Annotated in this window: 16 protein-coding genes; 8 read left to right on the top strand and 8 right to left on the bottom strand. The window is 66.9% G+C overall.

The window, feature by feature from the left end:
• Positions 1-233: 233 nt before the first annotated feature.
• From ABT304_RS17900 to rsrA, 6 genes are all read left to right on the top strand, one after another.
• Positions 234-1,142 carry a carbohydrate ABC transporter permease gene (locus tag ABT304_RS17900; RefSeq protein ID WP_350717159.1) on the top strand — a complete coding sequence of 303 codons (909 nt, stop codon included), beginning with the start codon at positions 234-236 and terminating at the stop codon, positions 1,140-1,142.
• Positions 1,139-2,005, top strand: coding sequence for a carbohydrate ABC transporter permease (locus tag ABT304_RS17895; protein WP_350717157.1), 867 nt, complete (start codon positions 1,139-1,141; stop codon positions 2,003-2,005). The genes ABT304_RS17900 and ABT304_RS17895 overlap by 4 nt, the downstream gene beginning before the upstream one ends.
• Positions 2,006-2,038: 33 nt before the next feature.
• Positions 2,039-3,370 (top strand): ABC transporter substrate-binding protein, encoded by a 1,332-nt coding sequence (locus ABT304_RS17890; RefSeq protein WP_350717155.1) that lies wholly within the window; start codon positions 2,039-2,041, stop codon positions 3,368-3,370.
• 26 nt (positions 3,371-3,396) lie between these two features.
• Entirely contained in the window at positions 3,397-4,905 is a 1,509-nt protein-coding gene (gene arfA, locus ABT304_RS17885) for an arabinosylfuranosidase ArfA (protein ID WP_350717153.1), read from the top strand.
• Between the two features lie 121 nt (positions 4,906-5,026).
• Positions 5,027-5,680, top strand: a complete 654-nt coding sequence (locus tag ABT304_RS17880; protein WP_378841023.1) for a sigma-70 family RNA polymerase sigma factor — start codon at positions 5,027-5,029, stop codon at positions 5,678-5,680.
• The gene (rsrA, locus tag ABT304_RS17875) at positions 5,677-5,940 is read left to right on the top strand and encodes a mycothiol system anti-sigma-R factor (protein WP_160027661.1); all 264 of its coding nucleotides are present in this window, start codon (positions 5,677-5,679) and stop codon (positions 5,938-5,940) included. Before ABT304_RS17880 ends, rsrA begins: the two co-directional genes overlap by 4 nt.
• Before the next feature lie 80 nt (positions 5,941-6,020).
• Here rsrA and ABT304_RS30855 read toward each other — a convergent pair whose 3' ends face one another.
• Complete coding sequence (locus ABT304_RS30855; protein WP_370249596.1) at positions 6,021-6,095, bottom strand: 50S ribosomal protein bL37; 75 nt, start codon at positions 6,093-6,095, stop codon at positions 6,021-6,023.
• Between the two features lie 91 nt (positions 6,096-6,186).
• A complete protein-coding gene (locus ABT304_RS17870; protein ID WP_160027663.1) occupies positions 6,187-7,026 on the bottom strand; it encodes a DUF2785 domain-containing protein in 840 nt (279 codons plus the stop codon).
• 83 nt (positions 7,027-7,109) lie between these two features.
• Between ABT304_RS17870 and ABT304_RS17865 the strand changes: the two genes are divergently transcribed.
• Positions 7,110-8,600, top strand: coding sequence for a sensor histidine kinase (locus tag ABT304_RS17865; RefSeq protein ID WP_160027665.1), 1,491 nt, complete (start codon positions 7,110-7,112; stop codon positions 8,598-8,600).
• 36 nt (positions 8,601-8,636) lie between these two features.
• On the opposite strand, the gene ABT304_RS17860 is transcribed toward ABT304_RS17865, so the two are convergent.
• Positions 8,637-8,891 carry a WhiB family transcriptional regulator gene (locus ABT304_RS17860; RefSeq protein ID WP_008362075.1) on the bottom strand — a complete coding sequence of 85 codons (255 nt, stop codon included), beginning with the start codon at positions 8,889-8,891 and terminating at the stop codon, positions 8,637-8,639.
• A 293-nt stretch (positions 8,892-9,184) separates the two neighbouring features.
• On the opposite strand from ABT304_RS17860, the gene ABT304_RS17855 reads away from it, so the two are divergent.
• Positions 9,185-9,556 (top strand): hypothetical protein, encoded by a 372-nt coding sequence (locus tag ABT304_RS17855; RefSeq protein WP_350717149.1) that lies wholly within the window; start codon positions 9,185-9,187, stop codon positions 9,554-9,556.
• On the opposite strand, the gene ABT304_RS17850 is transcribed toward ABT304_RS17855, so the two are convergent.
• The 5 genes from ABT304_RS17850 to ABT304_RS17830 all read right to left on the bottom strand — a co-directional run bounded on the left by ABT304_RS17850 (position 9,553) and on the right by ABT304_RS17830 (position 12,708).
• Positions 9,553-10,350, bottom strand: a complete 798-nt coding sequence (locus tag ABT304_RS17850; RefSeq protein ID WP_350717147.1) for a hypothetical protein — start codon at positions 10,348-10,350, stop codon at positions 9,553-9,555. The genes ABT304_RS17855 and ABT304_RS17850 overlap by 4 nt on opposite strands.
• A gap of 22 nt (positions 10,351-10,372) precedes the next feature.
• Positions 10,373-10,831, bottom strand: a complete 459-nt coding sequence (locus ABT304_RS17845) for a hypothetical protein (protein ID WP_350717145.1) — start codon at positions 10,829-10,831, stop codon at positions 10,373-10,375.
• The gene (locus tag ABT304_RS17840) at positions 10,828-11,364 is read right to left on the bottom strand and encodes a hypothetical protein (RefSeq protein ID WP_350717143.1); all 537 of its coding nucleotides are present in this window, start codon (positions 11,362-11,364) and stop codon (positions 10,828-10,830) included. Before ABT304_RS17840 ends, ABT304_RS17845 begins: the two co-directional genes overlap by 4 nt.
• 164 nt (positions 11,365-11,528) lie before the next feature.
• Positions 11,529-12,278, bottom strand: coding sequence for a SigB/SigF/SigG family RNA polymerase sigma factor (locus ABT304_RS17835; protein ID WP_350717141.1), 750 nt, complete (start codon positions 12,276-12,278; stop codon positions 11,529-11,531).
• A 49-nt stretch (positions 12,279-12,327) separates the two neighbouring features.
• A complete protein-coding gene (locus ABT304_RS17830; protein WP_160027671.1) occupies positions 12,328-12,708 on the bottom strand; it encodes an ATP-binding protein in 381 nt (126 codons plus the stop codon).
• Positions 12,709-12,949 lie beyond the last annotated feature (241 nt).

Raw genomic sequence — 12,949 nt, 5'->3', positions numbered from 1 at the left:
CCCAGGTCAGGGGGCAGCCTACATCGCCATTTCGCGTCGGCCCCCGGCTGCCCTTTCGCACACTCCGTGTGGCGAATGTCACGTTCGGATCTTGACAGGGTCTGAGCGCAGGACAAGGATATGCGCTGATTACCACGTAGTAAATCCGCTGGTGAGAGGCGTGCATCGTCGTAAACCGGTGGTGGTTCGATGCCCCACGCGCGTTGGATACCTCAGCGAAGAGGAGTCTTCAGATGGTCGTTCTCCGGCGGCTGCTGTACTCGCAGAGGGCGGCGCCCTACCTCTTCATCGCGCCGTTCGTGATCACGCTGCTCGCCTTCTGGATGATCCCGCTCGTTCGTACCTTCCTGCTGAGCACTCAGGAGGTGGTGTTCGGGCAGTCCGCCTTCATCGGTCTGGACAACTACCAGCGGCTCTGGGAGGACCGGCTCTTCTGGAAGGCGATGTTCAACAGTGCCCGCTACATGGTGCTGACCATCGCGCTCCTGATCCCGATCCCGCTGGTGCTGGCCGCGCTCATCAACTCCAAGATCGGCAGCCCGCGCGTCAAGGCGTTCTTCAAAGCCTCGATGTTCGTGCCGGCGCTGACCTCCGTCGTCGTCGCCGGGATCATCTTCCGGCTGATGTTCGCCGAGACCGGCACCGGACTGATGAACCAGATCGTCGGGGTGTTCGGCCTCGAGCCGGTCCGGTGGCTTCGCATCGACACCGGCGGACTGATCGCCCTGCTGGCGCTGGCGATGTGGCGCTGGACCGGCGTCAACATCCTCTACTTCCTCGCCGGCATGCAGGCCATCCCGGAGGAGTACTACGAGGCCGCGACCATCGACGGGGCCAGCAGGCTGCAGCAGTTCTTCCACATCACCCTGCCCAACTTGAAGCCGACCATCGTCTACGTCACGACCATCAGCGTGTACGGCGGTCTGGCGATGTTCCTGGAGAGCTTCATGCTCTACCGCGGCAACTCCTCGCCCAACGACCAGGGGCTGACGGTGATCGGCTACCTCTACCGGCGCGGGATCGAGCAGAACGACCTGGGCTTCGCCTCCGCGGTCGGTGTCGTCCTGCTCGTGGTCATCATGACCATCAACCTCACGTTCCTCACGCTCAGCGGAACCTTCAAGAAAGAGAGCGCCCGATGAGCGCCGAGCCGACCGCACGGACCAGGGTCCAGCTGCCGTACTGGCTCCACGGTTCGATCCAGACCACGCTCCTGTTGGTGCTGACCCTTGTCGTGCTCGCTCCGCTGCTGATCATGTTCGTGGCGACGTTCCAGGACGGCAACGACGTCATCCGGCGGGGGCTCTCCTTCGACATCGACCTCGGCTCGCTGTCGCTGGACAACTACGTGATGCTCTTCACCGACTCCGGGCCGTACTTCCGCTGGTTCGCCAACTCGATCCTGCTCACCGTCGCGCAGGTGGCCGGGACGCTGTTGGTCAGCTCGTTCGTGGCGTACGGCTTCGCGGTCTACGACTTCAAGGGCAAGACCGCGCTGTTCATCGCCGTGCTGCTGCTCATGGCCGTGCCGTTCGAGATCATGATGCTCCCGCTGTACGTGCTGGTGAACGACGTCGGCCTGGCCGACTCCTACTCGGTGATCGTGCTGCCGTTCCTGGCCGCTTCGGTGACGATCTTCTACTTCCGGCAGTACTTCCTCGGCATCCCGAAGGATCTGCTCGAGGCGGGCCGCATGGACGGTGCCACGGAGTTCGGCATCTTCTTCAAGATCGTGGTGCCGGTGGCGAAACCGGCGTTCGCGGCGATGGCCATCCTCAACGGGATGATCATCTGGAACAACTTCCTCTGGCCGCTGCTGGTGCTGCGCTCGGAGTCGAAGTTCACCCTCCCGATCGGGCTCAACACCCTGCTGACCCCGCATGAGAACAACTACGAGCTTCTCATCATCGGGTCCATGTTCTCGCTCCTTCCCATCCTGGTGCTGTTCCTGCTCTTCCAGCGGTTCTTCGTCGCAGGGATGACGGCCGGGGCGCTCAAGGGGTGACCCCTTGCACAACCTCACAGATGGAGAGAAACCATGACGACAACGCGGAGAATCACCTCGTTCCTCGCCGCAGGGCTCGCCGCGACGCTCGCGCTGAGCGCCTGCGGCGGCGGCTCCGAGGACGAAGGCGGCCCTGACGCTCAGGGCCGCACCAGCATCGACATGTGGGTGTTCGCCGAGCTGCACGGCACCTACTACGAGGCGATGGCCGAGCAGTGGAACGAGAAGAACCCCGACAAGGAGATCAAGCTCGACGTCACGGTCTTCCCGTACGACGAGATGCACAACAAGCTCCAGCTGGCGGTGAACTCCGGCAAGGGGCTCCCGGACGTCGTGGACATCGAGGTGAACAAGTTCTCCAACTTCGTCACCGAGGACGGGCGTACGCCGCTGGCGGAGCTGTCCGACGCCGCCGAGCCGTACCAGGACGACATCGTGCAGGCCCGGATGGACCTCTACAACCGGGAGGGGAAGCAGCTCGGCTATCCGACCCACGTCGGAGCTCAGGTGGCCTTCTACAACGTCCCGCTGCTGGAGAAGGCCGGGGTCGACTACAAGACCATCGAGACCTGGGACGACTTCAAGGCGGCCGGCGCCAAGTACAACAAGGCGACCGGCAAGGCGTTCGGCATCGCCAGCACCGACACCAACATCATGCAGCCGCTGGTCATGGCGCAGCTCGGCGGCAACCTGTTCGACGAGGACGGCAACGTCACCGTGAACAGCCCGGAGGTCGTCGAGGCGGTCGAGATGCTGCAGGAGATGCAGAAGGCCGGCGCGCTCTCGACCATCCCGGGCGGTAGCCCGGACATCGAGGAGGCCTACGGCCCCATCAACAACGGCGAGTACGCGGCCGTCGTCTACCCGGCCTGGTACACCTCCCGGTTCGTCGACTACATGCCCGACCTTGCCGGCGACGTCGCGATCGCGCCGGCGCCGGTCATCGAGGGCGGTGAGGTCGCCACGATCGGTGGCGGCGGCACCGGCACCGCGGTGATCGACAGCTCCCCGAACAAGGAGTTCGCCATGGAGTGGCTCGCCTTCGCGAAGCTGTCGCCGGAGGCCAACGTCGCCGTCTGGGAGGAGCTCGGCTTCGACCCGGTGAACATGTCGGTGTGGGAGGACAAGGAGGTCACCCACAACCCGGAGAACAAGTACAACAAGTACTTCCGGACCAACCTCTTCGACGTGCTCAACGAGGTCAAGGGCGACATCGGCCACTTCGAGTCCTTCGCGGACCCGAACCTGCCCAAGGTCGATGAGGTGTTCACGACCAGCACGTACAACCAGATCTTCGGGGACGGTGTTCCGGCCAAGCAGGCGCTGGACCAGGCGCAGGCCGATCTGGAGAACCAGCTCAAGTAGACGCTGCCAGGACCAGAGAGGAACCCATGGAGAACGGCAAGCTGACGATCGATCCGGCGTTCACCGTCGCCCCCGTCAACCGGAGGATCTTCGGGTCGTTCGTGGAGCACATGGGGCGCTGCGTCTACGGAGGCATCTTCGAGCCGGGGCACCCGACGGCGGATGGCGACGGCCTGCGAGGTGACGTACTGGACCTCGTACGCGAGCTCGGGGTGACCGCTGTTCGCTACCCCGGCGGCAACTTCGTCTCCGGCTACAAGTGGGAGGACGGAGTGGGGCCGCGCGACCAGCGGCCCACCCGCCTGGACCCGGCGTGGCGGAGCGTCGAGACCAATGCGTTCGGTCTCGACGAGTTCATGACCTGGGCGAGGAAGGCCGCCATCGAGCCCATCATGGCGGTGAACCTGGGGACGCGCGGCCTGCCGGAGGCACTCGAGCTGCTCGAGTACGCCAACCACCCCAGCGGAACCGAGCTGTCCGAGCGTCGCATCGCGCACGGCGCCATCGAGCCGTACGGCATCCGGATGTGGTGTCTGGGCAACGAGATGGACGGCCCCTGGCAGCTGGGCCACAAGACGGCCGAGGAGTACGGCCGCCTGGCCAAGGAGGTGGCCAGCGGCATGCGGCAGTACGACGCCGACCTCGAGCTGGTCGCCTGCGGCAGCTCAGGTCGGTCGATGCCGACCTTCGGCGCGTGGGAGGCGACGGTGCTCGAGCACACCTACGACGTGGTCGACTTCGTCTCGGCACACGCCTACTACGAGCTCGAAGGCGACGACGTCGCGAGCTTCCTCGCCTCGTCGGTCGACATGGACCTCTTCATCCGAGAGGTCGTCGCGACCGCCGACCACATCGGGGCGAAGCTCTCCTCGCCGAAGCGGATCAACATCTCTTTCGACGAGTGGAACGTCTGGTACCTGAAGAAGTTCCAGCAGGAGGGCATGCCGGAGGAGTGGACCTTCGCGCCCCGGCTCAGCGAGGACGCGTACACGGCGCTCGACGCCGTGGTCGTCGGCTCTCTGCTCATCACGCTGCTCAAGCACAGCGACCGGGTGACCGCCGCCTGCCAGGCCCAGCTGGTCAACACCATCGGCTCGATCAGGTGCGAGCCCGGCGGGCCGGCGTGGCGGCAGTCGATCTTCCACCCGTTCGCGCTGACTGCCCGGTTCGCGCAGGGTGAGGTCCTCGAGCCGCGGGTGGTCGCGCCGACGATGGCGACCGCCAAGCACGGCGACGTCTCCGCCCTCGACGCCGTGGCGACCCACGATCCGGAGAACGGCAGTGTGGCGGTGTTCGTCGTCAACCGGCACCCGTCGGAGGCCATGGCCTTCTCCACCGACGTGCGCCACTTCGGCCACGTGGAGCTGGTCGAGGCGGCGGTCCTGGGCGGCGAGGACCTGTTCGCGGTGAACAGCATGGAGGATCCCGACCGGGTGGTGCCGAAGGCGTACGACTCGGCGAAGGTCGTGGGTGGTGCGCTCGAGGCCGAGCTGCCGCCGGCCTCATGGAGCATGTTCGTCCTGCAGACGTCCTGACGCAGCGGTCGGGACGGGTCCGCGGACAGCAGGGAATGTTTGGCGGCCGTCGCGGCGTTCACGCAACATGACCATTCTGCTCGAACGCCCGGTGGCAGATATGTCGCCGATGAGCGCCCCGATGGTCGCACGCGTACCCTGGGACGTGATGAGCGACAACATTGAGACGGATGAGGTCGTCGACCTGGCCACCGAGACCCCCGAGGAGCGCGCGCTGCGCTTCGAGCGGGACGCGCTGCCCTTCCTCGACCAGCTCTACTCGGCGGCGATGCGGATGACCCGCAACCCGTCCGATGCGGAAGACCTGGTGCAGGAGACGTTCGCCAAGGCCTACTCCTCCTTCCATCAGTTCAAGCCCGGCACCAACCTGAAGGCCTGGCTCTACCGCATCCTCACGAACACCTTCATCAACACCTACCGCAAGAAGCAGCGCCAGCCGCAGCAGTCGATGTCCGAGGACGTCGAGGACTGGCAGCTGGCGCGGGCCGAGTCGCACAGCTCGACCGGCCTGAAGTCCGCGGAGATGGAGGCGCTCGAGCACCTGCCCGACTCTCAGGTGAAGGACGCGCTGCAGCGCCTCCCGGAGGAGTTCCGGCTCGCTGTCTACCTCGCCGATGTCGAGGGATTCGCCTACAAGGAGATCGCCGAGATCATGGAAACCCCGATCGGCACCGTGATGTCGCGGCTTCACCGCGGCCGGCGCCAGCTGCGCGATCTTCTCTCGGACTACGTCCGCACCAACGACCTCACCGGCGCTCGTGGAGGTGCGTCATGAGTGCCCACAAACATGACGCGTCACCGACCGACTGCGCGGACTTCCTCGAGCAGATCGTCTTCCTGATCGACAACGAGCTGACCGCGGCGGACGCCGACCAGGTCAAGCACCACCTGCAGACCTGCAACCCCTGCCTGGAGACGTACGACCAGCAGCGCATCGTCAAGGCGGTCGTGGCGCGCTCGTGCACCGAGGTCGCCCCGGGTGACCTGCGCGCGAAGATCATGGTCCAGATCCAGGAGCTCCGCACCAGGTCCTGACGGCCCGCATCATCGGGCCACAGACGCGACGAGAGCCCCAGCCGGATCGGCTGGGGCTCTCACGTCATTTACAGCTGTGGTCAGCTGTTGGGGCGCTTGCCGTGGTTCGCGCCCTTCTTGCGGCGCGCGCGGCGCTTGCGGCCAGTCTTGCCCATGATGATCTCCTCCATTGGGGTACGTAGACCCCGAGGGGCCTCGGCACAGTCTCTCAAACCCAGGTGCGGGAGGGCGAATCTCGACCCGCAGTCAGGTCAGGTAGGTGGCGTTCGACTTCTTCAGGGCAGCGACGACGACCAGCAGCAGGTCGCCGCGGATCTGCGGGATGTCGTTGCTGAGCGCGAGCTGGATGTAGAGGGCCCGCAGGAACGCCTCGGCGTTGCCGGTGAGCAGGAACGGGTCGCGGTCGGGCGTCTCCGGGGTGGCGGTGGCGACGGTGACGATCCGGTTGATCCACGGCTCCATGATGTTGAGCGGGACCAGATTGCGGCGCAGCACGGACATCGTGGCCGCCGCCAGCCGGTCGGGCTCGCCGTGAGCGTAGATGGTGTCCCCCCGGGCGAGCACCCGGTCGGCGACCACGTCGAGGATCACCGTCAGCTCGGGCTTGCCGAGGTGCTCGGAGGCGGCCAGGGTGCCGAGCGCGTCGGCGCCGCGGGCCACCGCGTGCGCCCAGCCACGCTCGGGAACGAAGGCACGCAGGTCGCGCTCGCGCAGCAGCCAGGTGGCGATCCGGTCGCCCCACTCCAGCACCTTCTCCGCGCGCACCAGCGAGCGGGCGTTGTCGCGGGCGATGCACTGGGCCAGGGCCTCGACCGAGGAGGCCCGGCGGAAGACGCCGTTGTTGCCGGAGTCGCCGAGGCCGACCACGAGGCCGGCCGCCATCCCGTCGCCCAGGCCCCCGAGCAGGTCGTCGTAGACACCGCGCTGGATCCAGGTCGACAGGGCCGGCACGGCCAGCCCGCTGCGTACGTCCGGATCCGGGTCGCCGAGCATCCGGGTGAGCTCGATGGTGAGGTCACCCAGCGGCCGGTCGGTGGGTACGGCGAGACCAGTTGAATGGACCTCCCGCCAGTACGCCTCCGACATGGGGAACATCCTGCCAAACCCGGCCACGCGCCGACCACCGACCCGCGCAATGCCCTACCAAGGTCTACATCTACGCTGTCCGCGTGCCCACCCTGAGTGAGCTCGCCCAGAGCCACACCGAACTCGACAGCGATGATGTCGAGTGGCTTCAGCTGCTCATGGCCGACTGGCAGATCCTGGCCGACCTCTCCTTCGCCGACCTGGTGCTGTGGCTTCCGGACAAGTCCGGGAACGGCTTCTGGGCGGCCGGTCAGATGCGTCCCACGACCGGTCCCACGGCCTACGTGGACGACATCGTGGGCATGTTCGTGCCGAAGGGGCGCCACGCCACCCTGGACGACGCCGTCGACGCCGGCAGGCTCGTCCGAGAGGGTGACCCGGAGTGGCGCGACGACCTCCCGGTGCGGGTCGAGACCATCCCCGTACGCCGCGCCGGCCGGATCATCGCGGTGCTGAGCCGCAACACCAACCTCCTCGGCGTACGCACGCCCTCGAAGCTCGAGCTCTCCTACCTGCAGACCGCCGCCGACCTGACCCAGATGGTGGCCAACGGCTACTTCCCGGCGGTGGGTCAGCGCAGCGACCACACCGACACCCCTCGGGTCGGGGACGGGTTCGTGCGGGTGGACGCCGACGGCGTCGTCGACTACGCCAGCCCCAACGCGCTCTCGGTCTTCCGGCGGCTGGGGCTCTCCGGCGACCTCGCCGGCCAGTCCCTGGCCGGGATGACCCGCGCCCTGGTGCCGCCGCGCAAGCGCCCCGACGAGGAGACGCTGAGCGCCGTCCTCGGCGGCCGGGCGCACCGCGACACCGAGATCGACACCGGGGTGATGGCGATCATCATGCGCTCGATCCCGCTGCGGCCACGTGGCGAGGCGATCGGTGCGCTGGTGCTGCTGCGCGACGTCACCGACCTGCGCCGACGTGATCGTGAGCTCGTCACCAAGGACGCGACGATCCGCGAGATCCACCATCGAGTGAAGAACAACCTACAAACCGTGGCCGCGCTGCTCCGGATGCAGTCGCGCCGGGTCGACTCCGGTGTCGCACAAGATGCGCTGAACGAGGCCGTACGGCGTGTCGGATCCATCGCACTGGTCCACGAGATCCTCTCGCAGCAGGCCGTCGAGGAGACCGTCGAGTTCGACGAGATCGCCGACCGGCTCGCCTCCATGGTCGGAGAGGTCACCTCGGTCGGCGTCGCGGTGCGGGTGCGCCGGGAGGGATCCTTCGGGTCGCTGCCCTCGGAGGTGGCCACGCCGATGGCGATGGTCGTCACCGAGCTGCTGCAGAACGCAGTCGAGCACGGCTACCGCGGCAACGGTCCGGGCGATCCCGAGACCGGCAAGATCGTGATGTCCGTACGACAGCAACCCGCCGGGCATCTCCAGGTGACCATCGAGGATGACGGTCATGGACTACCCGACGGGTTCAGTCTCGACACATCGACAAACTTGGGGTTGTCGATCGTGAAGACTCTCGTCGAAGGCGAGCTCGGGGGCCGGCTCTCGTTGGGGCCCCGGCCTGATGGCCATGGGGCGAGAGCTGCGGTCGAGCTGCCGTTGGAGCTCTAGGTGGAACGCTAGGGGTTGATGGCCTCTAGGGCTTGGTCAGACGGCGGTGCGGACACGGGAGCGAGCGTTGCGGCGCTTCAGCGCACGACGCTCGTCCTCGCTCAGTCCACCCCACACGCCGTGGTCCTGACCGGCCTCAAGAGCCCACTGAAGACACTGCTCCCGGACGTCGCAACGCCGGCAGACCTGCTTGGCTTCCTCGATCTGGAGGATGGCCGGACCGGTGTTTCCGATGGGGAAGAACAGTTCCGGGTCTTCATCGAGACAAGCCGAACGGTGGCGCCAATCCATGGCTGGGTAGACCCTCTTTCTGACGTAGGATGGGCAAGGCCCTGGTGGTTCGAGACCCTGCGAGTCGGCACGTGGCGGGGATGTGTGAATGTCTTCACGTGCGTGCTGGTCTCTAGAGTTCCAAGAAATGGACGCCGAAACAACCCCTAACCAGTGTCTGGTTCGTCACCGGACCGTAACACTCAGTCTTCCTGGGGCTAGACAATTCGGTAACGCGGTGAGTTACCCGCAAATCCCGTGGTGTATGCTACTGCGGATTTTCTGAGGCTTGGCGAGGGTTCTAGGCTGCTGAGGTGACCGCGCCGCATCGCCCCTGGACCCTCCTGCTGACCGTGATCGCCGCAGGCGTCGAGACCGCGGCGATGCTGGTGTGGGGAGCGCTGGAGTTCGTACGCATCCCCGATGCCGCCTCGCTCACGACCGCGATCGCGGGCGGACTGTTCTTCCTGCTCTGCGCCGCCGGCATCGGCTGGTGTGCCGCCATGTTCTGGCGACTGGAGTCGTGGGCGCGGGCGCCGCTGGTGCTCGTCCAGCTGATCGTGCTCGGTCTGGCCTGGAACCTCCGCGACGATCTCGCGATCGCGGGCGGGCTGGCGCTGGTCGCGGTCGTCGCCCTCGTCGGTATCTTCGCGCCGCCGAGCATCGCCGCGCTCGAGGAGCGCTAAGAGCGCGACAGGACCGCACGCAACCAGAGGATCAGCGGGACGAGGGTCACCCCGGTTAGCACGGCGAACAAGGCGACGCCACCCTGGGTCGCCACGTCTGAGGTGGGGTCGGCGCGGTGACCGAACCACTGGTCGACCGCGACCCCGATCGCCTCGATCTCCCAGAAGAAGAGTCCGGCTCCACCGAGGAAGAGGCCGGCGGGCCGTCGCTGCCAGAGCAGCACGGCCACGATCGCCAGGGCGGGCAGCCAGACCGCGAGGTCCTGGACATAGATCGGGTTGGTGGTCAGGCCGGTCCCGGCCAGGAAGTCCGGCGGATCCTCTCCCAGATCGGGTACGACGAACCGCAGCCAGGCCAGTGCGTTGAGTGCGACCACGGTCAGGATGAACGCGGCGATGCCACGCGCTGGCAGCCTGCTCCCCGGCGAAAGGACCGGCAGAGGGTCGAGCAACGCGCTGACCAGTGACCACAGCGACAGCCCGAGAAGCGCGACGTAGGCCAGGAACAGCTCGTTGAACGGGGTGGCGTACGCCAGGAGGGTGGCGTTGTAGGTGAGGTAGCCGAGCGCGCCGATGAGCGCGGCCCGCCCCCAGACCGAGCCGGAGATCGAGGTGACCACGCCGACCGCGAGCACCGGGAGCGCCAGGGCGAACATGGTGAGCGCCGTGCCGCGCGCGGAGCCGTTCATCACGGGCGGGCCGTTGAGAACTCCGTCCACGAAGAACGTGGGAACGGCCGCGACCACCACCAATGCAGCAACGGCGACGCAGAGGCGTCGGGTCCTGGGGCTCACCACGGCGGACCGTCCGAGGTCCTCACTCCGTGGCGTTCGCATCGCCATCACGCACCTGTCGCCGGGCCGTCGACGAGGAGGTGGGCTCCTCGACCTCTGCGGAAGCCTCTTCCGTCTGCTGTGCCGGCGTCCACGTCACGACCAGCGCACCAGTCGCGAAGTAGAGCAGCTGCAGGAGATGGAAGTGACGGATCGACGCGATCTCGCCGACGATCCAGAAGCCCATGATCGTTCCAGCAACGATGCTGGCGAGCTGCCAGCCGTCACTGCGTTTCAGCAGGGCAGCGGCGGCGATCAGAGAGCTGCCGCCGACGAGAGCCATCAGGATCACGCCAGGGAAGTAGTTGCTGGGGAAGTCGGTGCCCCGGACCCAGGACGCCTGCTCGGGAATCCAGTCCGTCATGAGGGCGAGGCCCCCAGCCGTCGCGCTCAAGCCGTTGAACAGCAACAGTCCGAGCAGGACCTTGTTGGGGCGCGTCATCGCGCCTTGACCTCTGCTGCGTCTCCACGTCCACGAGGTGTGGTGACCTCACGTTCGGCCGTCTGGGAACGGGGACGCCGGTGTCGGCGCAGCATGGTCCACGCGTCGGTGCGGAACTCCTGGGTGAGGAGGAAGCCGATACCTGCGGCGAGAATGATGTTCGGCACCTCCTCCAGTCCCAGCGGGGCGATCCCGATCAGGAAGAGGATCGCGCCGAGCAGGCCCCAGGTGACGGCTCGACCCCGGCTCAGGATGAGAGCAGCGATGACGGTCTCGAAGCCGAGCATGAAGATGCCGAAGGCCAGCGGGTTCGGCTCGGTCAATGCCGTTCCGACCTCCCGATAGATCGCCCATGGTGCTGCGCCGGCGAAGTCGACATAGCTCTCTGGGTTCGTGAGGATGAGCGCTCCGTGGATACCCAGGGCCATCGCGCCGAAGAAGAGGCCGACGAAGATCCGCGCTGCCTGCGGTTTCCAGACACAGAACGCTGCGACCCCGACGGTGAACGCTCCCCAGATGAAAAATCCCTGCATGGCGACCTCCTACGATCTCTGATCACGCTAGGCAGCGCTTGAGATCTCCACACAGTGCCGAAGGTCGCCGTCGAACAACGCCAAAGTCCTCAGCCGCGCGTCCGACAGGTCGGTACACAGGCCGGCGACCCGCCGGAACCACCCGAGCTCGTTCGGGTACGTCGCTAGTCCTCCTCCAGCGCCTTGCGGAGCTGGGTGAGCGATCGGTTGAGCAGCCGGGAGACCTGCATCTGGGAGACCCCGAGCTCGGCGGCGATCTCGGTCTGGGTCTTGTTGCGGAAGAACTTCAGCATCAGCACCTGCTTCTCATGCGCGGAGAGGCTGTCGAGCACCGGCTTGATCGACTCCCGCACCTCGACGTCGTCCAGGCGCAGGTCGTGGGCGGTCAGCGAGTCGAGCATCGGCGCGGTCTCGTCGCTCTCGGAGTCGAGGGACAGCGCTGCGTACGCGTTGCTGGACTCCAGGCCCTCGACGACGGTCTCCAGGCTGACCCCGAGCCGGGTGGCGAGGTCGCGGGCCGTGGGGGAGCGGCCGAGCTCCTGGGAGAGCTCCGCGGTGGCGTCGCGGAGGTTCTGCTGCAGGTCCCGAAGACGGCGCGGCACGCTGACGGCCCACCGGCTGTCGCGGAAGTAGCGCTTGATCTCGCCGAGGATCGTGGGCACCGCGTACGTCGAGAACTCCACGTCACGGGAGAGGTCGTAGCGGTCCACGGCGTTGAGGAGGCCCACGACGCCGACCTGGACGAGGTCCTCGTGCGGCTCGCCGCGGCCGTAGAACTGGGAGGCGCAGTATTCGACCAGCGCCATGTTGAGGTGGACCAGCTCGTCGCGAGCGGCGGTCCGTTCCGCGTCGGGCAGGTCCGGCCCGGCGAGGGCCCTGAAGAGCTCGCGGGAGCGGGCGCGGGCGTCATCCACCTCGCTGGTGCTCCTGGACCTCGACGACCGAATCGTCTCCTGCGCCATGTCAGCGCGCGGCTCCAAGCGGGGTCGCTCCCGCGACCAGGGAAATCCTGAGCTGATCACCGTCGGGGGTGGCGGTGACCTCCCTGGCCAGCGTGGTGAGTACCTGCCAGGCGAAGCTCTCCTCGTCGATCTCCGCCTCGGCGTCGCAGGTCGTGGTCACGGTGACTCCGATGGTGTCCTCGCCCAGGTCGAAGACGACGTCCAGGTCAGCGGCGTCCGCGGCGCACTCCAGGCAGATCGCCGCCGCCTCGCTGACCGCCATCCGCAGGTCCTCGATGTCCTCGAGCGTGAAGTCGAGGCGCGCGGCGAGCGCGGCGGTGGTCGTACGCAGCACGGAGACGTAAGCGCCTTCTGCGGGAAGGCGCAGCTCGACCTGGGGCATCTGGGTTTATCAGTCCTTCTGTGGGAGTCCCGACGATTATGCAACGAGACCGGCCTCGCCGCGCCGTTAACGCACCACAGCCGCCCCGTGAACGGAGCGGCTGTGGCGTAAGGGCTGAATCGAGAGAGGCTCAGGCCTTCTTCGTCGCCCAGAAGATCTCGGCGATCTCGTCGATCTTGGCCAGGAGCTTGTCGGCGACCTCGAGGTCGAGGGTGCCCTTGGTGCCGGAGGCGCCGGCGAG

Source organism: Nocardioides sp. NPDC000445, from assembly GCF_040300245.1.
Taxonomy (GTDB): Bacteria; Actinomycetota; Actinomycetes; order Propionibacteriales; family Nocardioidaceae; genus Nocardioides.
The sequence above is the reverse complement of the archived record's forward strand: the minus strand, read 5'-3'. Positions and strand labels throughout refer to the sequence as shown.